The 25,431-nt window shown below is 43.4% G+C and carries 13 protein-coding genes; 8 read left to right on the top strand and 5 right to left on the bottom strand.

All coding sequences use genetic code 11. The features are described from left to right. Window positions 1-299: 299 nt before the first annotated feature. The 7 genes from H6G86_RS13040 (at window position 300) to H6G86_RS13070 (ending at window position 10,657) form a co-directional block, all read left to right on the top strand. Window positions 300-2,723, top strand: coding sequence for a sucrose synthase (locus H6G86_RS13040; protein WP_190934685.1), 2,424 nt, complete (start codon window positions 300-302; stop codon window positions 2,721-2,723). Window positions 2,724-3,022: 299 nt separating this feature from the next. Next, window positions 3,023-6,064 carry a beta-phosphoglucomutase gene (pgmB, locus tag H6G86_RS13045; RefSeq protein ID WP_190934686.1) on the top strand — a complete coding sequence of 1,014 codons (3,042 nt, stop codon included), beginning with the start codon at window positions 3,023-3,025 and terminating at the stop codon, window positions 6,062-6,064. Between the two features lie 123 nt (window positions 6,065-6,187). Then, on the top strand, window positions 6,188-7,537 hold the full coding sequence (locus tag H6G86_RS13050) for a PAS domain-containing sensor histidine kinase (protein ID WP_190934687.1): 1,350 nt from the start codon (window positions 6,188-6,190) through the stop codon (window positions 7,535-7,537). Between the two features lie 353 nt (window positions 7,538-7,890). Further along, entirely contained in the window at window positions 7,891-8,328 is a 438-nt protein-coding gene (locus tag H6G86_RS13055) for an RrF2 family transcriptional regulator (protein ID WP_012411254.1), read from the top strand. Window positions 8,329-8,928: 600 nt separating this feature from the next. Beyond that, window positions 8,929-9,321, top strand: coding sequence for an Alr5209 family pentapeptide repeat protein (locus tag H6G86_RS13060; RefSeq protein ID WP_190934688.1), 393 nt, complete (start codon window positions 8,929-8,931; stop codon window positions 9,319-9,321). Between the two features lie 126 nt (window positions 9,322-9,447). Next, window positions 9,448-9,936 carry a DUF2243 domain-containing protein gene (locus tag H6G86_RS13065; RefSeq protein WP_190934689.1) on the top strand — a complete coding sequence of 163 codons (489 nt, stop codon included), beginning with the start codon at window positions 9,448-9,450 and terminating at the stop codon, window positions 9,934-9,936. A 112-nt stretch (window positions 9,937-10,048) separates the two neighbouring features. Continuing rightward, a complete protein-coding gene (locus H6G86_RS13070) occupies window positions 10,049-10,657 on the top strand; it encodes a DUF4129 domain-containing protein (protein ID WP_190934690.1) in 609 nt (202 codons plus the stop codon). A gap of 47 nt (window positions 10,658-10,704) precedes the next feature. Here the strand turns inward: H6G86_RS13070 and H6G86_RS13075 are convergent, their stop codons facing one another. Further along, a complete protein-coding gene (locus H6G86_RS13075) occupies window positions 10,705-11,988 on the bottom strand; it encodes an aspartate aminotransferase family protein (RefSeq protein WP_190934691.1) in 1,284 nt (427 codons plus the stop codon). 466 nt (window positions 11,989-12,454) lie between these two features. Then, window positions 12,455-17,065 carry a DUF4347 domain-containing protein gene (locus tag H6G86_RS13080; RefSeq protein ID WP_190934692.1) on the bottom strand — a complete coding sequence of 1,537 codons (4,611 nt, stop codon included), beginning with the start codon at window positions 17,063-17,065 and terminating at the stop codon, window positions 12,455-12,457. A 608-nt stretch (window positions 17,066-17,673) separates the two neighbouring features. On the opposite strand from H6G86_RS13080, the gene H6G86_RS13085 reads away from it, so the two are divergent. Beyond that, window positions 17,674-18,732, top strand: coding sequence for a glycosyltransferase family 4 protein (locus H6G86_RS13085; protein ID WP_190934693.1), 1,059 nt, complete (start codon window positions 17,674-17,676; stop codon window positions 18,730-18,732). 101 nt (window positions 18,733-18,833) lie between these two features. On the opposite strand, the gene H6G86_RS13090 is transcribed toward H6G86_RS13085, so the two are convergent. The 3 genes from H6G86_RS13090 to H6G86_RS13100 all read right to left on the bottom strand — a co-directional run bounded on the left by H6G86_RS13090 (window position 18,834) and on the right by H6G86_RS13100 (window position 24,924). Continuing rightward, window positions 18,834-19,493, bottom strand: a complete 660-nt coding sequence (locus tag H6G86_RS13090; protein ID WP_190934694.1) for a hypothetical protein — start codon at window positions 19,491-19,493, stop codon at window positions 18,834-18,836. A gap of 476 nt (window positions 19,494-19,969) precedes the next feature. Then, window positions 19,970-23,299, bottom strand: a complete 3,330-nt coding sequence (locus H6G86_RS13095; RefSeq protein WP_190934695.1) for an efflux RND transporter permease subunit — start codon at window positions 23,297-23,299, stop codon at window positions 19,970-19,972. 68 nt (window positions 23,300-23,367) lie between these two features. After that, window positions 23,368-24,924 (bottom strand): efflux RND transporter periplasmic adaptor subunit, encoded by a 1,557-nt coding sequence (locus H6G86_RS13100; protein WP_190934696.1) that lies wholly within the window; start codon window positions 24,922-24,924, stop codon window positions 23,368-23,370. Window positions 24,925-25,431: the final 507 nt, after the last annotated feature.

Raw genomic sequence — 25,431 nt, forward strand, 5'->3', positions numbered from 1 at the left:
AAATGACTAACTCCGGATTTCTCACGCATAGTGTAGGCAGAGGAGTGTGGGGAGTGTGTGGGGTCAGATTTCTTCCCCATCCTCCCACACCTTCCACACTCCTGGATTTCTCACTTATGAGAAATCCAGGTAACTCCCTCATCCCATAGATTTGAAGTCCTCGCAAGGTTTCATCCCATAGCTAGACGCGCGTGGTCTTTATAGTTACCTACTATTAGGTGGGAAATGTACCTCACGGAACCGGAAACTGGAAAAAAGAATGAGGTCGTGGACTAGCTAAAGTTTTGGAATTCGTCATCATGTATGAACTAGTTCAAGCTGTCTTCAACGGTGATGAAAAAACTGCTCTGCATCAGTTAATTTATACGTTGAGTGCTTCAGGTAAGGGTTATTTTCTGAGAAATGAGATTTTGCAAGCTTTTGCCGATTACTGTCATGAATCCCAAAAGCCAGCCTATTTTTACCACTCTTCTTCTATTGGCAAACTGATACAGTACACTCACGAAATAATTATCGAAGAGGAAAGTATCTGGTTTGTGATTCGACCCACGATTGCTAACCAGGAAGTTTGGCGATTGACAGCCAATTTGGATAGCTTCGAGCAGATGACGCAACAAGCGCTGTTAGATGTAAGAGATCGCCTAGTCAACCGCTACCAACCCGGTATCCTCGAAATCGACCTCCACCCCTTTTACGAGGATTCTCCAAGAATTGACGACCCCAGAAATATTGGTCAAGGTTTAGCCTACCTTAACCGTTACCTGTGCAATCAATTGTTGGCTGACCCCGAATATTGGGTAGAAATGTTGTTTAAAGCATTACAGGGGCTACAACATGATGGGATTCGGCTGCTGTTGAGCGATCGCATTCCCTCCGGTATTCATTTAGCCAAACAAATTAAGCTAGCGCTCAAATTACTGAATGAGCGATCGCCTGATGAACCTTATGAAAAATTCCGCTTAGACCTCCAAGAACTAGGCTTTGAACCAGGTTGGGGTAACACTGTGGCGCGAGTCTCCGAAACCCTAGCACTTCTCGACCGACTCATTTACTCTCCAGAACCGGGCATATTAGAAGCATTTGTGGCCCGCGTCCCCGCCGTTTTTCGTGTCGTCCTCATTTCCATCCACGGCTGGGTTGGACAGGAAGATGTTGTCGGAAGAGATGAAACACTCAGTCAAGTTATTTACGTCCTAGAACAAGCTCGCAGCTTAGAAAACGAACTGCGTGAACAAATCAAACTCGCTGGACTAGACCAGCTAGGTATCAAACCCCATGTAATTATTCTTACCCGACTAATCCCTAACTGTGAAGGGACATTTTGCTACCTGCCCCTAGAAAAAGTCGAAGATACTGAAAATGCTTGGATATTGCGCGTTCCTTTTGGTGAATTCAATCCAGAAATTACTAACAATTGGATTTCTAAATTTGACATTTGGCCTTATTTAGAACAATTTGCTATCGATGCAGAAAAAGAATTACTAACTCAATTCAAAGGTAAACCTAATCTTCTTGTTGGCAATTACAGCGACGGTAACTTAGTAGCTTCTCTTTTATCTCGCCGGATGAAAGTTACCCAGTGCAATATTGCCCATTCTTTAGAAAAGCCTAAATATCTATTTAGTAGTTTATATTGGCAAGATTTAGAAAATCAATACCACTTTTCGGCACAATTCACTGCTGATTTAATTAGCATGAATGCAGCCGACTTTATCATCACATCTTCCTATCAAGAAATTGTCGGCACACCAGACACTATAGGTCAATACGAATCGTATAAATGCTTTACTATGCCGCAGTTGTACCACGTAGTTGATGGGATTGATTTGTTTAGTCCCAAATTCAACTTAGTACCACCGGGAGTAAATGAAAGTATTTTCTTTCCCTATAGCCACAAAGAAAACCGAGATTCTAACCTTTGTACAGAAATTCACGACCTACTCTTTACCCGCGAAGATCCCCAAATATTAGGTCATTTAGATAGCCCTAATAAGCGACCAATCTTTTCCGTTAGTTCCATCAGTTCAATCAAAAACCTTGCGGGATTAGCTGAGTGCTTTGGTCAAAGTCAGAGGTTGCAAGAGCATTGTAACTTGATCCTCTTGAGTAGTAAACTGCATCCTGATGAAGCTACAAACCCAGAAGAAGCAGAAGAAATCCAAAAACTCCACAATATTATTGATGAATATCATCTCGATAGTAAGATTCGCTGGCTGGGGATGCGTATTCCTAGCAGCAACCTTGGCGAAGCCTACCGAGTAGTTGCAGATTGTCAGGGAATTTCTGTCCACTTTGCCCGCTTTGAATCCTTTGGACGGAGCATTTTGGAAGCGATGATTTCGGGCTTGCCAACTTTTGCTACTCAATTTGGCGGTTCTTTAGAAATTATCGAAAACCAAGAGGAGGAATTTAATGTTAATCCTACAGATTTAGGAGAAACAGCAAAGAAAATTTTAGATTTTATTGACCAATGCAATACTCATCCTGAACATTGGTACGAAGTTTCAGAGTGGATGAGTCAGCGAGTTCATAACCGATACAATTGGCATTTACATAGTAATCAATTACTACTACTGGCAAAAATGTTTACTTTTTGGAACTTTGTTGCGCCAGAAAATAACGAAGCCAGAGATCGCTATATGGAAACATTATTCCATCTCATTTATAAACCTAGAGCCGAAAAAATTTTAGAAAAGCACATGGGGCTAATTCGTAATTCGTAATTCGTAATTGTGACTGGATGGTGATTTTGAGTCTATCAGGAGGACTCAGAGGATGTTTGAAAAGTCTATAGTAGTGTATCAAATATTTTTTACCCCACCCTAACCCTCCCCGTATGTATTGGGGAGGGAACAGTTTTCCCCCTTTCCAAGGGGGATTAAGGGGGGTAAAAATGTGATTAACATCACACTCTTAGAACTTGAAACATTAGGCTCAAATCAGTGGTTCATCCACCTCTAAATCAAATTTCCCCATTTCCCATTTCCCATTTCCCCATTCCCCATTCCCTACTCCCCACTTTATGCAAACAAAAGACCATTCTCGCCATTTTATTTACACAGACTGGATATTAATCGAAACCCAGTTTGATCCTGACCAATTACAATCTAAAGAAACCGTCTTTACAATCGGCAATGGATACTTGGGAACTAGAGGTAGTTTTGAGGAAGGGTATCCTCATTCATTACCAGCTACTTTTATCAACGGTGTCTACGACGATGTGCCGGTAGTGTACACGGAACTGGTAAATTGCCCTGACTGGCTACCCATGATAGTAATTGTGAATGGCGATCGCTTCCGTCTCGATCAAGGTGAGATATTGAGCTACGATCGCCAACTCGATCTCCGTCAGGGATTAGTCATCCGGGCTTTGCGTTGGCGTTCTCCTAGTGGAAACACCATAGACATCAGCTTTGAACGCTTTGCCAGTCTCGCAGATCCGCACGTTTTGGCGCTACGCTGCCATTTAACGCCAATAGATTTTGATGGGTTAATTGAAATTCAAGCTAGTATCAACGGCTATCCCGAAAATCAGGGTTTTAATCACTGGGAAGGACTAGATCAGGGCAAAACTGACCAAGGAATCTGGTTGCAACGCCGCACCCGCCACTCCCGAATTGAACTTGGGATGGGAGCTAAGGTGACAATATTAGGTGCTGAAGCATCTTTGCAAGTCAATACTGCCCCTGGTTATCCAACCTTAAGCAGTAACTTCTTAGCTAAGGCACAACAGACTGTAACAGTAGAAAAATTAGTGACAATTTTTACCTCGCGGGAGATTGATACCCCAGTCTCAGCCGCTCAAGAAAAACTCGCACACCTCCCAGACTACGCAACACTACAAAAAGCCAATGAGCAGGCATGGGATGAGGTTTGGCAACAAAGTGACATCCTGATTGAGGGGGATAGCACAGCTGCTTTTGCTGTTCGCTACAATCTGTTTCAGCTGCTGATTGCTGGCGCACGGGATGATGATAGGGTGAGCATTCCTGCTAAAACCCTTTCAGGGTTTGGCTATCGCGGTCATATATTTTGGGATACAGAAATTTTTATGCTGCCCCTATTTATATTCACCCAGCCAGCGATCGCCCGAAACTTACTTACTTACCGTTGGCATACCTTACCAGGAGCTAGACGCAAGGCGGCCCATTACGGCTATAAAGGGGCAATGTTTGCCTGGGAAAGTGCTGATAGTGGAGATGAAGTAACACCACGTTGGGCCCTCGGAAATGATTTTTATGGTGAAGATGTGCGGATTTGGTGTCGCGATCGCGAAATTCATATCAATGCAGATATTCCCTACGCCGCTTGGAATTATTGGCAAACCACTGGTGATGATGAGTGGATGCAAAAGTGCGGCGCAGAGATCATCTTAGATACCGCTATCTTCTGGGCAAGTCGGGTAGAATTCAATCCTGAGCATCAACAGTATGAAATTCGCGGCGTGATCGGAGTAGATGAATACCATGAACTCGTTCACAACAACGCCTTTACAAACCGGATGGCGCAATGGCATTTAGAGAAAGCGATCGCAGTCTATGATTGGCTGGTTCAAAAATTCCCCGAACGAGCCAGAGAATTAGAAGAAAAACTACAACTCACCGTCCAAGAGCGAACGCACTGGCAAGATATTATCAACAAAATATTGTTTCTCTATGACCCATCAACACAACTCATTGAGCAGTGCGAGGGGTTTTTCCAATTAGAAGATATAAATTTAGCAGACTACGAACCACGTGATCGCTCTATGCAACCGATCTTGGGTGTTGAGAAAATCAACAAATATCAAGTAATCAAACAACCAGATATATTGATGCTTCTTTATTTAATGAGAGAATCAGCAGATTTTCCCTACAGCGAAAAAGCATTGCAGGCAAACTGGGATTATTACGCACCCCGTACCGATATTACTTATGGTTCTTCCCTTGGCCCAGCAGTTCACGCCATCTTAGCTTCCGATTTGGGCAAATCAACCAAAGCTTACGAAGTGTTTCTGCACGCATTAATGGTGGATCTTGAAGATAACCGAGGTAACACCAGCGATGGAATTCATGGTGCTAGTGCTGGTGGCATTTGGCAAGCTGTAATTTTTGGATTCGGTGGCATCCAAATCACCGAAAATGGCCCAGTAGCCAACCCCCATCTGCCTGATGGCTGGACGCGCCTGAAGTTTAAACTGCATTGGGGCGATAAATGGCACGACTTCGATCTCCGCAAAGGGCAAGTCCGCCAAGATATAAATCGTCAACTACAATATCTCCAACTTTCCCTATCTCCAAATCCCCCCTCAAATGAGGGAGGGGGCAGGGGGCAGGGGGCAGAAGGTAAGAGTTATTCTTCTTTATCTGTCTCATCTTCCCCAATACCGAATCCCCAGTCCCCCAACATCCAAGGATTCATTTTCGATTTAGATGGTGTGCTGACAGATACAGCAGAACTTCATTATCTAGCTTGGAAGAAGTTAGCAGATGAAGAGGGTATACCATTTAATCGGCAGGATAACGAAGCGCTGCGGGGTGTATCTCGTCGTGCTTCCCTCATGCTAATTCTTGGGGATAGACCATATTCGGAAGCACAAATCCAAGAGATGATGGAGCGGAAGAATCGCTACTATGTGGAATTGATTCAAAATATGACATCCAAGGATTTGTTACCAGGTGCGATTGCCTTCTTGGATGAACTGCGACAAGCTGGGATTAAAATCGGCATTGGTTCAGCCAGCAAAAATGCCCGTACAGTAATCGAGCGATTGGGCATTGCTGATAAAGTAGATGCGATCGCAGACGGTTATAGTGTACAGCAACCTAAACCAGCACCCGATCTATTTTTGTACTCAGCCAAGCAGCTAGGACTTGAACCAGCGCAATCTGTAGTTGTAGAAGATGCCGCAGCAGGCATTGAGGCGGCTCTAGCTGCTGGGATGTGGGCAGTAGGACTTGGCCCCGTTGAACGAGTTGGAGCCGCTCATGTTGTCTTACCCAGCTTAGAAGGTATCAAATGGGCAGATTTAAGAGCCAAATTGAGTGATATTGCCAGACAAAAACATTCAGGGACTTCCCAATAAAATTTATGAAGTGTGATGCGTAAAACCCCTTGCCTTTAGACCAGGAGATATAAAGCTAAGATCGTCCAAGAAGAGAATCTAAAATAAAACCCAACTTTAGAGTTCCAAATTAGGAGTAAAAGCGTGAATTTGGACGATTTAGCCTTACAGATACAGCTTATGCGTAAGCGCGTCGCCCTTTTGCAACGCCAGAGTGAACAGCAAAAAGCAGAGGAAGAGATTGAATTAATCACAGATGTATTCAAGGAACTCTACCTAGCTCTGGAAGAAATGCAAATAGCTAATGAAGACTTACAGCAACAGAATGAAGAATTATTCTACGCTCAACAGTCGTTAATAGCACAAGGTCAACGCTACCAAGAATTGTTTGAGGAAGTACCAGATGCCTATTTGGTAACTGATCCAAGAGGAGTAATTCAGGAAGCTAATTCTGCCGCCCAGAATATGTTGAACATCTTAAAGAATTTCCTGTTGGGCAAACCTTTAGGAATTTTTGTACTTGAGAAAGAACTGATTGCTTTTCATTTGAAACTGACTCATCTGAGCGATCGCTCCGAAATTCCAGACTGGAAAATGCAAGAGTGGGAAGTAAATCTGCGGCCACGTAACAAAACACCCATTGTTGCTGCAATGAAGGTGGCTGCTATCCGTAATCAACAAGGTAACTTAGTTGGTCTGCGTTGGCTATTGCGCGATATTAGCGAAAGCAAGCGCATTCAAGCCAAGCTGCAATGGGCAGAAGAGGCGATGCGACAAGCACTTGCCAAAGAAAGAGAGTTTAGTGAACTTAAATCTCGGTTGCTCACCACCGCCTCTCATGAGTTTCGCAACCCTTTGGCTACCATCCACTCTTCGGCGGAACTACTAGAACATTATCGCCATCTATGGAGCGACGAGCGCCAACAGATTCATCTACGTCGCATTCAAACATCTGTTATGCATATAACCCAGTTACTGAATGATTTATTGGTGCTGAATCAGGATGAAACAGGCAAGTTAGAATTTAATCCAACACCCTTAAATTTGGTGGAATTTTGCCGCGATTTATTAGAAGAATTAGAACAGAGCGATCACTCCCAACATGCGATCGTTTTTAGCAGTGAGTGCCAATGTACCACAGCTAACCTAGACGCAAAACTACTGCGACAAATCTTGAGTAATTTATTCTCGAATTGTCTAAAATACTCTCCCATTGGTAGCACAGTTACTTTTTCTGTAACCACTGCCAACGAGCGAGCTATATTCCAGACTCAAGACTCTGGTATTGGCATTCCTCCTGCTGACATTGAACATATATTTGAACCCTTCCATCGCGCCAGTAATACAGGTAATATCCCAGGAATGGGATTAGGGATGTCCATCGTCAAGCAGGCTGTAGATTTACATGGCGGCGAGATTATTGTCGAAAGTGCGATCGATGCAGGAACTACCTTTACAGTCATCCTGCCATTTTCGAGAGATTTGCATGTATAGTGGCTTGCACTAATGCTTCTTTTTATTTCTTATTGGTTTACTATTGAATGTTCTTGCCTTCCAATGGATGCGTAGACCTTCAATTTCAGGCTAACAAACTCTGACAACATTGGGTTTCAAGCTAGATATACTAAGTTTTTGAGTCACTTTAAACCGAGGAAGACCGTACAATAATCAATCACTTTTATTTATCGAATTCAAAACAAAAAATAATTGCTTCTATACTAAAAGGTCTTTAAAGTAGAGTTAGCCGGTCAACAATTAGTTGATTGTAAAGTTTTTCTTAACAATAGCTTAGGGAAACAAACTCAAGGAATTTGTATATTTAAGTGTGAGTTTAAAATATTACGCCTGTGGTAATCTCTAACAAATCAGAATACGCACTTCTAGCCCTGTTAGAGTTAGCAACCTGCTACCCTAAGGGTGAAGCGCTGCAAATTCGAGAAATAGCGGTCTTACAAGATATACCAAACCGCTATTTGGAACAACTTCTGGCAACATTAAGACGTGGAGGTTTAATTAAGAGTATACGCGGAGCCAAAGGTGGCTATGTTTTGGCACGAGACCCTGGAAAGATTACAGTGTTAGATGCTTTTAGCTGCATGGAGGGGTCAGATATTGTTGTATCTGATTCTGAGCCGACTCCCAACACGGTAGAAGGTGAGCTAATTCAAGAAGTCTGGCAGGAAGCACGTCAAGCTGCTAACTCCGTTTTGGAAAAATATACACTCCAAGACCTTTGTGAACGAAGATCGCTAAGAAAGCAGAAGGAACTCATGTATTACATTTAGAAAGGGTGAAGTGGGAAAATTTTCATCCTTTATCTTGAATTGATAGTCATTTCCGCTTTGACCATATTTAGCACATCTGGATGTTACATGTAGATTTGCAGTAATTTCAAGTAAGTAAGCAGAAAATTCTTAGTATGATATCAAGTCTGGGTAATTAGTTACAATTCCCACAGTCATTTCACCCTTCCCCTTAGCCTACGGTGTCTACACAAGTAATAAAAATCTAGCTTGATGAGGCTTTGCTCGTTCCCTTCCCATACACCGTATGGGAATGCATTCATTGAGGCTCTGGCTAAATGTATCACTAGAGTCAGAGCCTCTAATCTGCTATTTCTATACAGAGCAAAGGGAGTAGATACAAAGTATAGCTTTAGCAAGGCGGCTTTTTGTCGGTTTAGTAAGTAATCAGATGGACATAATATAAAATATTTTTTACAAAAAATATAGTCAAAAGAAGAAAATTTTGAGTAACTAGCCAGTTGAACCACACCTCAAGCAAGATAGGTTTCAAAAATTTGCTATCTCAATTGTCTAGTTAGACGTTTTTTGTGATGTAATCCTTATTAATATTAATAACCAGACAACCTGTGAGGCTGTTATATGCCTGAAGTTAATTCCCAACAGCCCATAAATACTGCCGCTACTCTTGTGGAGAGTTATGCAGCAGGAAAACGGGACTTTAGTAAAGCAGAACTGGGTGATGCCGATTTGCAAGGCATTAACTTGAAAGGATGTGACCTGAGTTATGCTGACTTGAGTGAAGCTAACCTAAGTGGCGCTAATCTCAGGGGAACCGACCTGAGTTTCGCCGATCTCGAACAAGCTAATTTGAGGGATGCCGATCTTAGGGGAGCATTGTTGATGTCAGCGAATCTTCGCCAAGCCGATCTCAAAGGAGCAAAGCTGGAAAAAGCAGACTACGATCGCAGCACCCATTTTCCCCAAGATTTCGACCCAGTGAAAGCTGGTATGCAAATAAAAGTTGAAGATTAATTAATTTTTCAAAAGAGAAGAATATTGCCCTCCTGCCTCCTTCAAGATCCTACTTGCCTCAAGATAGAAGATATTTTTGCCAAAAGAGTTGTATTTTGGTGAAAAAGCCTATCTATGAGGTTGACAATGGAGGCAAAAAGTGGAACCATCAACCGACGCGCACCATTAATTACTGCTGGGATTTTTCTTGGTGTGGGTCTTGGGGGGTTTATTGATGGAATTTTACTGCATCAGATCCTCCAGTGGCATCACATGCTTAGTAACATTCGACCTCTGACAAACAGAGCGAATATCGATTTGAACATGGTGTGGGATGGGTTCTTTCATACCTTAGATTGGATATTCACCGCGACTGGACTTGTGTTACTATGGCGTGCTGGACGGCGTGATGATGTTCCTTGGTCATCACAGACCTTTATTGGATCAATACTGATTGGCAGTGGGTTGTTCGACTTGGTTGAAGGTTTAATTGACCACCAAATTCTCGGTGTTCATCATGTGAAACCAGGCCCAAATGAGTTAGCTTGGGATCTAGGATTTCTGGCATTCGGTGCGCTACTTGTTGTTATCGGCTGGATAATGATAAAAAAGGAGTCAAGAGTAATTAGTCATTAGTCATTGGGCAAAACAGTTCCGAGTGCTGAGTGATGAGTGAAGAGTTAGGAGTTACGAATTCTCCCCCTGCTCCCCCTGCCTCCCCTGCTCCCTCTGCTCCCTCATCCCCTCTATGCCTACAGATACTTTTGAAAAAACTAGCTGGAGTTGGCAGCTTTCCCAATTTCAACAACAAGCGGGAGAATGGTGGGAATACCAGTTTTACCGCTTTGAGAAAACTCTACCAGAATTGCCTAATGGATGGTCGATTAGCCCTTGGTTAGGTGAGTTGCTGAAATTTCTGTTTTGGCTGGTAATTGGCTTATTTGTAGTTTGGGTGGGTTGGCAATTATGGCGGGAATTCAGCCCTTATGTATATTCTTGGCTGAATAGAAGTGGCAACCTGACTGATTTTCGTGCAAAAACTCGCTCTAGTGAGGCATCTACAGCACTTTTGTTGGAGCGATCGCAAGAATTTTATCGTCAAGGTAACTACCGTGAGGCTTGCCGTTGTGTCTATTTAGCAATGTTGCAGCAGTTGCATCAAAAAGCGATCGCACCCCACAAACTCAGCCGTACAGATGGAGAATATCTGCAATTGCTGCGATCGGCTGTGACTCCCATACAGCCTTATGAAACTTTAATTACCACTCACGAGCAATTATGTTTTGGGAATGCCGAGATTTTGCCAGACAATTATGAGCAGTGCCGACAAGCTTATCGGGAAATTTCCCCAGAATGAAAAAGAGACGTTGCATTGCAACGTCTCTACACAAAACAAACAATATTCTATTTGGTGAGAACCGCGATCGCCTTGTCTACAGCTTGCAAGGCAGTGTTTACTTCCGCCTCTGTGACAATTAGCGGTGGCACAAACCGGACTACTTTTGGCCCGGCTGGTACTAGTAATACACCCTCTTTGATGGCAGCGTTGACAATATCTGCTGCGGTTAATTGGATATCGGCTCGCAACTCCAAACCGTTGATTAAACCCCAACCCCGAACTTCGCTAATGTGCTGAGGATATTTCGCTGCGATCGCTCTCAACCCAGATCGCAACTGTTCACCCCTGTCTTGCACATTCTGCAAAATATTTTCCCGTTCCAATGTCTGGCAAACACTGAGTGCTACACCACACACAAAAGGATTGCCGCCAAAGGTGCTGGCGTGTTCCCCTGGCTGAAAAACATCGCAGAATTTCTTGCTCATCATTGCACCGATGGGGATACCGCCACCTAAGCCTTTGGCACTGGTGAAGATATCCGGCTCAACGCCAAGATGTTCGTAAGCCCATAATTTGCCACTGCGCCCCATACCAACTTGCACTTCGTCAAAAATCAATAAAATACCAGTTTCATCGCAAATCTGCCGGAGCTTTTTAAAATAAGCAACATCTCCCGGACGCACACCGCCTTCTCCCTGCAATGGCTCAATCAGAATTGCTGCTACTCGGTAATCACCTTCATCCAACTCGCTAATCGCCACTTCCACAGCGTTAATATCGTTGTAATTTACGTAGTAGAACCCAGGAACCAAAGGATCAAAATACTTTTGATATTTCGGTTGTCCTGTAGCGGTAATGGTGGCCAAAGTCCGCCCGTGGAAACTGGCATTGGCGGTTAAAATAATTGGTTTTTCAATGTCTAATACTGTGTGGGCATATTTTCGTGCCAGTTTAATTGCAGCTTCGTTAGCTTCAGCTCCAGAGTTGCAGAAAAATACGCGATCGGCACAAGAATGTTCAACAAGCCATTTTGCCAATTCACCTTGTTCAGGAATATAGTACAAATTAGAGACATGGTGCAGCTTCTGAATTTGGCGTGTTACCGCTTCTACCATAACTGGGTGGGCGTGTCCCAAAGTGCAAGTGGCAATTCCCGCTACAAAGTCCAGATATTCTCGCCCCTGTGTATCCCAAACCCGGCATCCAGCACCCCGTTCTAGAGCTAAAGGAAACCGACCATAGGTAGACATGACAGCTTCATTGAAGCTATCTGCATCAAAGGGACTAGATGCTACAGACCCTGAATCTGGGGGGATGGTGGCTTGGTCAACGAGAGTTTGTAGGCTCACTACCGCTCCTCCTGAAAGTTTTTCATTATATAGTTATTTACTAGTTTCCTAGAAATCCCTAAAAAATACTTTTTATTTAGCACAATTCGCACTTCTTCTTAGAGTAACGCTTATATAACCTTGGCGGTGGTGAAAAAACTTTGGACTTTAACACTTGTGCAAGAGTCTGAGCGATAGCCAATCTAGGATGCAGGTTGGGTGCAGCGATCGCGTAACCCAACATAAATAAGGTGGTAATGTTGGGTTGCGTTTCACTCCACCTAACCTACTAGCACGGCTGCAAACCCTCTCCCTTGCTCCCTGTCCCCTGCGATCTCAATGTGCAAATTAAATGCTTAACAGCTTACGTCCAATGCACTATTTTAGTCTTGCCACGCTACCACGATGGTATATGTTTTTACCGGAAGTCCCTGGTTATGGTGTCCGGTAAAAGTGTATTCCCGCCATAATATGCTAAATCTGAGTGCTAGACAAAAACATTACCACCAACTACTAGATTTGTCGCTGTGAAATTATCTAAAGTTGCGAAGGTGTAAAAAGAATAATAACCAAGGACTTGAACTAATGTAAAAGTACCCGATTGCACAAATTGGAGATTGCCATCTAAGATGGGGTTGCTGCTACTGTAGCCCCGACTCTTAAACAGGTCAGTGAAGACTAACTTATCCTGGCTCGGATCAAAGTCAGTGATTGTATCATCGGAATCGTTCAAGGTTTGGTAGATGAACTGGTCATAACCGCTCCCGCCAGTCAAGGTATCGCTACCTGAACCACCAATAAGAATATCATTGCCAGCACCACCAAGAAGGCTATCTTTTCCAGCACCACCGAGAAGGCTATCATTACCTAGACTGCCAAGCAGGGTGTCGTTACCTTCACCACCCCGTAGTAGGTCGTTGCCACTCTTGCCATCAATGCGGTCATTTCCCCCTTGACCATTAATAACATCAGCTGAGTTGTCAAAGCCATTGACATTGTTGTTTAGGTCATTAAAAAAGGTAACTGTATTTTTGTTGAAGATGGTGCTTTGGGTAGAGTTGGCATTAAAGACATCAAAGCTGTCACGAATTTTGGTTTGCCCATCAAACAGGATATTGCCAATACTGGAGAGATTGTCTAAGTTTTCTAGGGGAAAGTTTTGCAGAATAACTTTGTCATCACCTACTCCTTCAAAGGTGATTTCCAGATTGTTACTATTCTGGGTGAGTAGTAAATTTCGGGCAGTCAATCCAGCCCCTTGAAATTTCAGGGTATCCAATTGGCCAATGATTGCTGCTGACGGATTTGAGCCTTTACCTAACCCATCGAAATCGGTAATGGTATCAACGCCGTCACCTAAGTTGTAAACAAATTTATCCTTGCCACCGCCACCAGTTAGGATATCGTTGCCTTGATTACCTGCAATAATGTCGTTCCCAGCTTTAGCATAAATTATGTCAGCGTAGTTGTTGCCCACTAGATTATCAGCGCCACTAGTTCCAATCAAACCGTTGAACTCTAATGCACCAATATCAACTTTAGCCTCAGATATTCTGTCAAATCCGATGCCGCGCTGGTCTGTTATAATACCTGCCGGAATCAGGGCATTGTTACCAGCATTAATGGCGGGACTATCTTCAAATAAGGCATGGGTAAGGGTTGTACCACCGTTATTTTGCAATGGGCTAAGTTTCGGATCGATTGGGTTGGTGCTGTTGCCAACGATACTGCTACTGCTGCTAGTAAAACCAGTGCTACCAGTGTTATCTCCAATCAGGTTATTACCGTCATCGATGAAGTCGCCGGAAACGTCGGGGTTGATATCACCGCCATAAAGATTCCTATTGTTGAAGTTGCCTGCAATAATGGTGTTCCCAACGTTGATAGTCCCGCCACCAGAAACACCTCCACCAGTGCCGCCCCCCCAGTTGTAAAGGTCTTCTGCGGTGTTATTAGTAATCGTGGTGCTGTTCAGATTGAGGATGCCTGAGCTAGAGATGCCGCCGCCGTTCCCTCCACTTGCCTTATTGCCAGAGACAGTACTGCTGGTGATGTTAAGGATACCTGAATTAGATATGCCACCTCCAGAGAGTGCTGAATTACCAGAGATAGTAGTATTACTCAAGCTGACACTGCCAGAGTTAAAGATGCCGCCACCGTAGGACGGGTAAGGGTCAGGCCCACCGCGATTAAGACCACTGGCAAAAGCCCCATTACCAGAGATAGTGCTTCCCGTTATGCTGAGAGTACCTATGTTGAATATGCCACCACCGAAGGCTGAGGAGAAACTGATAGATGCACTATTACCAGAGACAATACTTTTAGTAATGCTGAGGTTGCCTTTGTTAAATATGCCTCCGCCGAAGGATGACCCACTGTTATTAGAGACAGTGCTGTTAGTGAGGCTGAGAGTACCTTTGTTAAAGATGCCGCCTACTGTTCCCTTGTTTCCAGAGACGATGCTTCCTGTCAAGTTGAGACTAGTATTGTTATTAACCAAAATACTGCCAAACGCATCGTTAGCATTAGCAATCTTCAAGCCATCAATGTTGGCATCTGTCCCTGTTCCTGATATTTCAAACACGCCAAAGGCATTATTTCCACTCACGGTGAGGTTTGCTGCCCCAGTGCCCAAAAGGGTAATATCATCGGTAATTGTTAGTTTGCCGGTGGTGAGGGTGATGATATCTGGAGTGGCATCACCAAAAACTCCTGCAAAGGTAATAATATCTGCCCCAGCAGTAGCATTAGCATTGAGGATAGCTTGCCGCAACGACCCATCTCCAGAATCGTTGGTATTAGTGACGACTAAATCATTGGCTGCGATCGCTACTGTGGCGGTATAATTCACGTTATCGATTTGGTAAGCCGAATCTGCTGCCAAGTTGAGAGTCAGATTTTCCACCGCTTCTGCCTGAATATCGTTGACAGGTGTCAAAGTGATATCTACATAGCTTTGCCCATTAGCAATCACGATACTGTTGCCACTGACAGGTTTGCCACCCACACTTAGGTTGTAGTCTGCAATACTCGCATTGCCATTGGCAGAGAAGTTGACTGTTAATGCCCCACTGCTGTTACTGCGGCTAACGCGGTAACTACCAATATTCCCACTGTTTTCATCGGCAATGTTATCAGTTGCGATGATGCTGATGGTAGGGACGAGGGGATTGGGATTATCAGGTGGCGTAATTATACTAGGCTGGACTTCATAAGCACCAATATCAACTGCAACGCCGGATATCCTGTCAAATCCTGCGCTTCTTTGATCAGTAGTTACACCAGGAGGAACTAGGGAATTATTGCCAGCATTAAGAGCGGGGCTATCTGCAAGTAAGGCGTGAGTAAAAGTTGCACCACCGTTATTTTGCAGCGAACTGAGTTTTGGGTCAATGGGGGTGGCGGTTGTGCCAATGAGAGTGCTGGTGGTAAAGCCAATACTACCAGTAGCATCGCCAATCAAGTTATTGCCAAAGTCGGTGACGCTACCGGATACGTCAGGTTGTATATCATCGGCAGGGGACTTATCAAAGTTGTCTACAATGATGGTGTTACTAACTTTCATGGGACTACCATAGCTGGCAACACCCCCACCATTACCAACACCATTGCTATCTGAGTCGGCTGTGTTGTTAGTAATTGTGGTGTTGATTAGAGTGAGATTGTCGGTATTTGTGTAGCTGCCGCCATTAAATATACCACCGCCTTCGTCATTGGCTTTATTGCCTGAAATGGTGCTGTTAGTTAGAGTAGCTGAACCACCAAAATAAGTACCATCATCTGCGTTAACGACACCACCGCCGTTGTAGTTTGCCTTATTGCCAAAGACAGTACTTGCCGTTAGGTTGAGAGTACCGCCTTTGTTGTAGATGCCGCCACCATAGTTTGCTGTATTGCCAGAGACAGTACTTGCTGTGAGGTTGAGATTACCAATGTTTGCGTTGGAACCGTCATTATAGATGCCACCGCCTAAATCACCCGTATTGCCAAAGACACGACTTCCTATCAGGCTGAGGATGCCACCGTTATAGATTCCGCCTTTGGTATTACCAAAGATACTACTTCCCGTCAGACTGAGGATGCCGTTATTAGAGATGCCGCTTTCCTCTGTATTGCCAGAAACACTGCTTCTTGTCAGGCTGAGGATAGAATTTGAATTGACTTGAATACCGCCGCTAGCGATCGCCAAACCATCAATACTAACACCTGTCGCTGTTCCCGATATCTCGAATACTCTGGAGGCATTATTCCCACTCACAGTAAGTTTGGATGCGCCAGTTCCCAGGATAGTAACATCATCGGTAATGGTTAGTTTTCCAGAGGTGAGGGTTATTACATCTGGGGTAGCATCAGTAAAGATTTTCCCAAAGGCGATAGTATCATCCCCAGCAGTAGCATTAGCTAAGTTAATAGCCTCCCGTAAAGTAGTGACATGATTATTCGGATTGCCATCATCTGCATCCCCGGTACTATCTACCGTAAAGGTTGCCAGGACTCCTGCATAAGCTTCCCGCGCCGTTTCTGTAAACGCTAAAGTTACTTCCATATCACCGGTGCGGACTTCCAAATCCCAATTACCGCCTAGTGCTGCATTGCCTGTAAGCTGACGGGAAGCGGCAATATTGGCTCCTGTAAGTTGGTGCAGTTTGGCAATAAATTCTGCCCCCGCATCACCGTTAGCTACGTTACAACCATAGATGAGTAATTTAGCTGGAGATTTTGTAGCAGATTCAACCGATAACCCAACGGTTTTTGATGAGGCGGTAAATATCTTCTGCCACTGTTGTAGTTGCTGACTATATTCATCAAGGGTATCAAGTCCCAAGCGGGTGTTACCCAGTTGCAAGCTACCAGGAACACCGTGGCAAACAATATGAATGCTGCTAAGATTCTGGTTAGCACGAGTTGCCAAAATCTCAGTAATTTGCTCAACACCGTTCTGTGTTGGATCGATTACGAACACATCAGTGTTGGAAATAACACCTTTGACTAAACTCTGATAGTCTTTCACAGCCATGTCGATAAAGACCAAGCTGCGTGTGTAATGTATGGGAATTAAGGAATTTACTTGGAAGTATGGAGTACGTAGCGTTGCCATTTTTTTTTACTTCAAGCTAAGGTTTAAGGTTATGAGATCAACTCAAACTGACTGAAGCCTTGTCATTACGAGTTTTCACACAATTAATAACAGTAATAGGAAATTATTTTTACTATTAATTTCTTTCTTATCGTCACGCAAGTTGCTGCTTTTGTAAAGCAATACAAGTATATAGTTTTACTAAATTGCTAAAGTCACTAAGCTAGAGAACATCTAAACAAAACTAAACATAACTCTTGTCGGGTGGGCAACATCAGCGCCCTAATGATGGAAGTTCAAGTTCAATGTGGGACAGCTTACCATTCGTGCTGAGTTCCTTCGAAACATAGTATGTATAGCTGTCGTCGCTATCGGCGGAATCGAAAATAAGACTATAGAGAATGAAATAGCAGATTTAGTCTTGAGAATTTTGGAGTTTTACCCAGATTTATCGAGCCGTTACTGAATAAGTCTTTAAGCTAAGTAACTCGTTAGAAGCGTTCTGATTCAGTAGCAAGTGGTCAATTTTATGCACTACTAATTACTCTTGAGTCGTCGCTGAAGACATCAATAATTATATTGATTTACTCCCAGTTACTTATCTTAATTTTATACATATCTCAAAGATTATGCGAATTATACATATTTTGAACCACGTTCAAGAAATAGGTAACGGTATTGTGAATGTGGCAGTGGATCTGGCTTGTTTACAGGCAAAATCTGGTTATGAGGTAGCGGTTATTTCTGCTGGTGGTGAATATGAGAAATTACTAAATATCAGTGGTGTCAAACACTACCAACTAGACCAAACTAGAAAACCGAACAGTATTATCAAAGCGGCTGTGCGTTACCGGGCGATCGCAGCAGAATTTCAGCCGGATATCGTTCATGCTCACATGATGACGGGGGTAATTTTAGCACGCATTTTTCAAGGAAATAAATATACTTTAGTTTCCACAGTCCACAATGAATTTCAGCGTTCCAGTCTGCTGATGGGTTTAGCTGATAGAGTAATTGCCGTTAGCAAGGCGGTGCGAGATTCTATGGCAAAACGCGGTATCCCAGAAAACAAGTTGCGGGTAGTATGCAATGGAACTTTGGGCAGCCCCCGCACCCGGCAAATACAAGATTATCAACCTTTAGGGTTACAACGTCCAGCGATCGCTACTGTAGCCGGTATGTATCAACGCAAAGGTATCGCTGAGTTAATCGCTGCTTTTGAACAAATTGCCTCAGATTTTCCCCAAGCGCATCTTTATTTGGTAGGAAATGGCCCTGATAAACAGCTATTTGAGGCACAAGCACAAGCAACTTCTGTAAAAGAACGGATTCATTTTGAAGGCTTCCAGCCGCAACCTCAACGCTACCTGATATCTTGTGACATATTTGTGTTGGCTTCTCATCGCGATCCTTGTCCTCTAGTACTTTCGGAAGCTAGGGAAGCTGGAACTGCGATCGTTGGTACTCAAGTAGATGGGATTCCTGAAGCTTTGGATAATGGGCAAGCAGGTCTTTTAGTGCCAGCAAAAGATAGTAATGCTTTAGCTGGGGTTTTAGTGCAATTACTGAGTAATGCCGATATGCTGCATGAGTGGAAAAATCGGGCAAATCAAAACCTACAGTGGTTAAGTGTTGCCCGCGTTCATCAAGAAACACTGGCTGTGTATCGTGAGTTAATTACAAAGTAAGGGGAATGGGGCATTGGGAATTGGGCATTAGGAATTAAGAATTGATTATTCCTCTTGTCGCCTCATGCCCAACTCCCAGTCATAGAGAATTATAGAAAGTGTTAATAGTGTAGCGATCGCTTTAATTTTAAAGCTACACTTACAGCACCAAGGACTAATACACCCAAAACGTTAGTTGATTCAGGAATGGCGGTGTAATAAGATGCGACTCTAATAGGCCCATCTTTATCTGTTTGCTCTGCTGGTATTGGTGGAATGATTCCAGCACCGGGTGCTAGATTTGGTAGTGTAGCGAAGGGATTGTAAAAAATGCTTCCGTTTCGGATTACGCCACCACTAAAAGTGATAGTAGTACCACTGATGTTAATGTCTGTAAAAATATCCTTTAGATCGGGGTTATTAGATAAACCAATCTTTCCATCTCCATTTACATCTCCCCACTCTACAGGCTCATTATCAAATGCTGGAGTCGAATCGGGATTAGTATAGGACAGCGTTTTTAAATCAAAGACTAAGCTTTCGATATCGTATCCGGTGTTATTTAGAAAGTTATTAGCTACATCTGGAACACCATATTCTATTACTTGTCCTGGTTGAAAATCTGTAAGAATTCTTGGCTTTTTCGTGTTGAATATATCTTCATTCACACTCGTTACAATGGGTTCTACCAAAATAACGGCTCTCGCTGGTGTCAAAGATAAAAAACTAATTCCTGCTGCTCCTAGAAGAGACAAGGCTAATTTGGTTACGGTTGTAGTCATATTTCTGTCCTCTTCATATTGATTGAGAGAATGCTATATTGCGTGAGTTAAATCAAACAGCAAAACCTCACTTTTGAACTGCTATCTATTTGCTAGATAAATAGCGGTTGGTGTGTGTCTGCTCAGTGAGTTTACATATACTCGTATGTTGATTTATAAAGCAATTCGTGTAATGCTTTATCACAATAACTAGTAATTTCACGCAATCTTTATCAAAAATCTAAATTAGAAGTTATTGGTTGACAAATTAAACGATATATGCGAATAAAGTTCAGTTAAGGCTAAAGCTCTTTGTTAAGTCAAATTTTTTAACGAACCGCCAAGGACGCAAAGGACGTAAAGAGAAAGAAGAAATGCTTAACTGAACCGTATTGCAATATATGTATGTAAAAAACGCGTTAACGCGATCTGCCAACGAAAAAACTTGTTGGTAGATCGCGTTAATTTAAATTTCACTGTCTAAGGTGTTAAAAAATTTAATCCCTATCCGTGATGGAAATGAGTTTTTTCGTAAATCCACGTAACCGGATTAACACTGGCTTTGCCCAATTCCCACCAAGCAAATCGTGCAGTAGGATATAAAAACAGGGGATGATAAATAATGTCAGCATCGTTGCGATCGCCATCCCAAAGAAAACTACAATCCCTAAAGGTTGCAAAAACTCAGAACCTTCACCAATGCCTAATGCCAAAGGAAACAGTCCCAAGATAGTGGTGACTGTAGTCATGATAATTGGGCGCAAGCGTTGAGGAGCAGCTTTCATGATCGCAATTTGGCGAGTACAACCAATTTCATCCCGAATTTGGTTCGCCAGTTCTACCATTAGAATCCCTGCGTTCACCACAATTCCCACCAGCAGGACGACACCAACAATTACAGTTGCGCCAATTGCAGTTTGGGTAATGTAAAGTCCAAAAATTCCCCCAGCTAATGCCAGTGGTACGGTGAACATAATTACCAATGGGTCAATTAGCGAATTGTATTGTACCGCCATAACGACAAAGATTAAGAACGTCGCCAACGCCCCCAACGTCTTTAAAGCATCCTGAAGTTGCTGATTAGTTTCTTGAGCAGAACTAGGCACAATTGAAACGCCATCAGGTAAGTCTACATCCTTGAGTACCTCATTGACTTCTGCGATCGCTTCACCAAGACTAGCTCCTTCGCTGAGGTTGCCTGCCACAATAAAAGCTTGGCGCTGATTAATCCGTTGCACCTCACCAGGCGCTTGACCTTCTTGAATGTTCGCAACGTCTGAAAGGCGGATTAGCTGATTGTTTTCTGTAAATAGCGGTAATTGCTCTAGCTGAGAAGGACGCTGAATCGCTTCTTTATTTAGCTGTACCCGCACATCAACTAAACGATTACCGCGTTGAATTTGTGTGGGAACTGAACCTTCAATTGCTGTTTGAACTGTTGCACCAATTTGTTGAGCGCTCAATCCTAAAGCCGAAACCCTTTCCCAGTCGGGGCGAATTTGGATTTCCGGTTGTCGGGGGTCGGCATCTGGTCGGAATGTTGCTAATTTTGCTTTTTCCTGTAATGCTTGCAGTACTTGAGCGCCTGCTTGCGTTAAGTTTTCTTCATTCTCACCTTGCAGAATCACGTCAACCTCTGATCCTTGCACTGGGGAATTACTCAAGATTAAACCCCGCACCTGACCAGGATTGAGGCGTAGCAGAATTCCTGCTAAGTTGAGTTTGTTAAATTCCTGAGTTACTTTTTTGACAAAAGCTTCGACATCTGTGCCTGGTTTTAGATTGATGGTACTACTGGCACGTAAAGGATTTTCTGTAGTATTGCTACCAAATAAATTACCACCCACAGTTGTGAAAGCAGACTCGGTTTCTGGTTGTTTGAGCAAAATGTCATCGACAATTTGCATAACTTTCTCAGAAGTTGCTAAAGGTGTACCAGGAGGAAACTGCGCTCTCAAGTTAGCTTGACCGGTACTAATGCGGGGTAAAATTTCTTGGGGAATTTGACCAAACATAAAGAAGCTACTGCCGCCTAAAATTACCAAAGCAGCAGTTACTACAAGGAGCCGATAGCGTAAAACCTTGGTTAAGAAGTTACTGTATCCTCGCGTAGCATCTTCAAATCGGTGATTAAACTGTCTAAGCAGCCAAAATTCGCTGATTCGACTAGACCAGCGAATTCCCAAGAGTCGAGAAGATAGCATCGGCACTACTGTGATAGCGACAACAAGGGAAGCTGCGACTGCGAAGCTAATTGTCAGAATCAGTTCATTAAATAGCAGTGCAATAAAACCACCAATTAAGAGGAATGGCACTACAGAAACTAAGTTAGCGCCGGTAGCAGCAACTAAAGCAGATTCTACTTCTTGGGAAGCTGCGATCGCACTATCAATAAAGAATTTAGAATTTCTCCCCTTCCCCTCTGCTCCTCGGTCACTGAGCGTAGCCGAAGTGCTGCTCCTCTGCTCCCCTGCCTCCATCTCCCTCTGATTGGGAGTCATCCCTGCTTTTTCGGAAATGTTTTCTAGGATCACAACCGATGTGTCAATTGCTTGGCCGACTCCTAATGTCAAACCTGCCAAACTAAACACATTTAAAGTCAAGCCAAATATCCTCATCATAGCGATCGCCGCTAGAGTACACAGAGGAATCGTTAAACTGATAATAAATGTTTGCCTGAACGATCCCAAAAATAACAACACTGCTGCTGCTGCTAACAATGCCCCAGAAATCCCCGAAAAGATAACATCATTTAAAGAATTGCGGATAAAGACAGATTCATCTGTGGTGGGACTCAGAGTCATGTCTGCTGGAATTAAACCTGATTGCCGTAATTGTTCAATTCGCCGCTTAACAGCATCTACAACTGTGATTGTGTTCGCTTCAGGCTGCTTTTGAATTGAAAATTTTACTGCTGGCTGACGATTTAGGTAAACAAATACTCGCTGGTCTTCTGTATCGTCAATTACCTCTGCAAAGTCTCGCAAGTAGACACGGCGCGAAGGTGCAGGGGAGACAGTGGAAGCAGAGGAGGCAGAGGAAGCAGGGGAGGAAACTTCTACAGAGAGGTTTTCAATTTCTTTGGCATTTTGGAAACGTCCGACAGTCCGAGTCAATGGCTCGGAATTTTGCCCTAGAATCCGACCACCAGAAATATCTTGGTTACGGGCTGTTAATTCATTTAAGACATCATTTAACCCCACACCCAAGGCTTGCAATCGGTTTAAGTCAACAAGTACCCGTACTTCTTCTTCTGCACCACCAGATACATCAACTGAGGCTACTCCTGGCACGACACTGAGTTCACGCGTTAACTCTTCATCAGCAAATACGCGTAAATCTTTACCTTGTAACGAAGCAGATGTCAGTGCCAATTCATAAACTGGCAGTTGGGAAGGATCGACTTTAAATAAGCGCGGTTCCTCTATGGTATCTGGTAGTTGTCCCCGACCTCGGTTAAAAGCAGCAGTAGCATCATTTAGGGCTTGGTCTATATTGCCCCCTGGTTGAAAGTATAAATCGAGACTTACCTGTCCCTCACGAGTGCGGGAAAAAACTTGCACTACATTCTCGGTTGCTGCTAATGCTTCTTCTAAGGGTCTGGTGATTTCATCTACTGCTACTTCTGGTGAAATACCAGGGGCTTCTAGCCGAACCCCAATTCGTGGATAGGTAATTGATGGTAGAAGATCGACTTGGATAGTTGTGAGAAAAAATATCCCAATGACAATTACTGCCACAGTGAGCATGAGTGTGCCAATGTGTTGGCGGATAGCGATCGCACTAAGGCTAAATCCGCCATTGCCATTATTATTTGCCTGTTGCATGATACTAAGTGATAAGGTCTGGTTACTGAGTGCTTTTTTTGCTCGTATGGTGGCTATTGCTCACCCTACTATTGCTTTTCTGAAAGAATTGAAAGACTTACAGTGTCACCTTCTTTTAACGGCTTACCACTACGAACAACATAGCGCTCTCCAGCTTGCAAACCGGATAAAATTTCCACTCTCCCATCAGCCTTTTTTCCAAACATTACGGCTCGTGTTGTTACCTTCGTTTTACCTTCTGTGTCTTTGACGACAAATATTGTCCCACTTCGATCTTGTGATTTTGCCTCTGCTATACCAGATGTGTTAGGTGGGGAAGAGTCCTGCCGTACATTTGTTTGTATCTCCCCTGTACCCTTAGAGTTGTTGCTCCCTGGTTGTTTCTGAATAGCTGTTTGCGGTACAACTACGCGCTGTTGAGTCTGGTTTTCAAAGTTGACTCGTGCCAGCAGTCCACTGCCAATCTTGCCTTGAGCGTTGGGAATCACTACCTCTACAGGTATTAAGCGAGCAGTAGCATCCGCAGCAGGAGAAATCCGCGTAACTCTCCCAATTAATATTTCGTTGGGAAAGGCATCTAAGCGCACTTGTACAGACTGTCCAACCTGAATTTGTGCCAGTTCTAATTCGGAAACTTGCACAACGACTTTGACACGGTTAAAATCGCCAATTTTTACGACTTCATTACCTGCTTGCAGAAGATTGCCTGGTTCTGTCACCTTTTCTGTAACTATGCCAGTGATGGGTGATGTCAGCCGAGCGTAAGACCTGCGTTCTTTAGTTTGGGCAACCAATGCCTGCTGGGCCAGAACTCTACCTTGGGCAGCTGCAACGGCTTGCTGTTCTGTACGGACTTGCTCTTGGGCTGCCCGCAGTGCCTGGGCTGCTGTTTTGGACTGGGTACGTGCTTGTTGGGCAGTTTGTTCAGCGATCGCTCCGGCTTTAAACAACCTCTGTTGCCGTTCTGAATCTGCCTGAGCTTGTACCACTTCTAGCCGTGCCCGTTCAACGTCAGCACGGGCATTGCTTACCTGATTGTTTGCCCTGGCTACTTCTGATTTCAGGGCTGCTAGTTCTGCTTCTGCTTGCTTTAATTCAGTCGAAAGTATGGCATCATCTAACTGCCCAACGTTTTGCCCAAGTTTAACTCTATCGCCCACATCAAGGTTCAAAGCCAACAAGCGGGCTTCTACCTGCGATCGCAGTGATACGATGCGGAAGGGTGTTGTATTACCCGTATATTCTGGTTGTTTTTGGAGCAAGTCAGTTCGAGCGATCGCCACATCTACAGGTGTTACCCGACTACGTTCCCTATTACCAGGACTCTGAGATTGTGCATCTGCTGATTCTTTGGGCGACGAACCGCAACTCGCCGTCATCAATCCTATAGCTACCAAACAGAAAATTAATAAACTTCTTACAGAAGTGGAGGAAAAAAAGGAATTTTCCCCTTTCGCTTTGCCACCTGTTGCACAAGTACTGTTTGCAAGAAGTCTACTTTTGAAATCTGCGGTCGCCACCTCAGTTTTCACAACTGAATCTAACTGGATAATTATTAGTTGGTTAGCGACTACGGGATCTTTTCTTTTCACCTGTTTGTGCGGCTTATTTTTTTCCAAAATCATCTGTTTTTCTCCTATTGGGGAGCTTTTGGGGTTAAACAGCCGTGTTTTACCAAGTAATTTTGAGAGATATCATTAACAAAAAACGGCGAGAATTAAGAATAAGCTGTATGACAGTAATTTTTGATTCAAAAACTACTGTTTTCCCACAAAAGTCCAAAACTTCTCACCGTTCTACTTCTTACGCAGAGGTAGATAATCTTCTTGCAGTTAACAAATTATAAACTTTAGTATAAATATTTGTCATTTTTCTGGAATCTACCCAGAGGAGAAAGCTGGCTTTTTCCAAAGATATGAAGCTTTTTTGCTGAATATCATAGTTTGGGCAGTATTACAATAATTACCCTTGTTTTTACCTACTCAATTTATTCTACTATAACTAGCAGGTGTTACAGGTATTTACTATTTTATTAAGAATATTAAAGATTTATTGCTTAATCGTGTCTATAATGTGATAGAAAACACTATTTCTTCTTACCCCCTTGCGTAATATGGCAAGAAATAGGGCGA

Origin of the sequence: Nostoc sp. FACHB-133, from assembly GCF_014698055.1 — a bacterium.
Taxonomy (GTDB): domain Bacteria; phylum Cyanobacteriota; class Cyanobacteriia; order Cyanobacteriales; family Nostocaceae; genus Nostoc.

Excerpts from the sequence above, each read along its gene's own strand:
- H6G86_RS13085 (WP_190934693.1), top strand. The coding sequence starts at position 17,674 with ATGCGAATTATACATATTTTGAACCACGTTCAAGAAATAGGTAACGGT.
- H6G86_RS13100 (WP_190934696.1), bottom strand. The coding sequence starts at position 24,924 with ATGATTTTGGAAAAAAATAAGCCGCACAAACAGGTGAAAAGAAAAGAT.
- H6G86_RS13070 (WP_190934690.1), top strand. The coding sequence starts at position 10,049 with ATGCCTACAGATACTTTTGAAAAAACTAGCTGGAGTTGGCAGCTTTCC.
- H6G86_RS13090 (WP_190934694.1), bottom strand. The coding sequence starts at position 19,493 with ATGACTACAACCGTAACCAAATTAGCCTTGTCTCTTCTAGGAGCAGCA.
- H6G86_RS13060 (WP_190934688.1), top strand. The coding sequence starts at position 8,929 with ATGCCTGAAGTTAATTCCCAACAGCCCATAAATACTGCCGCTACTCTT.
- H6G86_RS13065 (WP_190934689.1), top strand. The coding sequence starts at position 9,448 with ATGGAGGCAAAAAGTGGAACCATCAACCGACGCGCACCATTAATTACT.
- H6G86_RS13040 (WP_190934685.1), top strand. The coding sequence starts at position 300 with ATGTATGAACTAGTTCAAGCTGTCTTCAACGGTGATGAAAAAACTGCT.
- pgmB (WP_190934686.1), top strand. The coding sequence starts at position 3,023 with ATGCAAACAAAAGACCATTCTCGCCATTTTATTTACACAGACTGGATA.
- H6G86_RS13095 (WP_190934695.1), bottom strand. The coding sequence starts at position 23,299 with ATGCAACAGGCAAATAATAATGGCAATGGCGGATTTAGCCTTAGTGCG.
- H6G86_RS13080 (WP_190934692.1), bottom strand. The coding sequence starts at position 17,065 with ATGGCAACGCTACGTACTCCATACTTCCAAGTAAATTCCTTAATTCCC.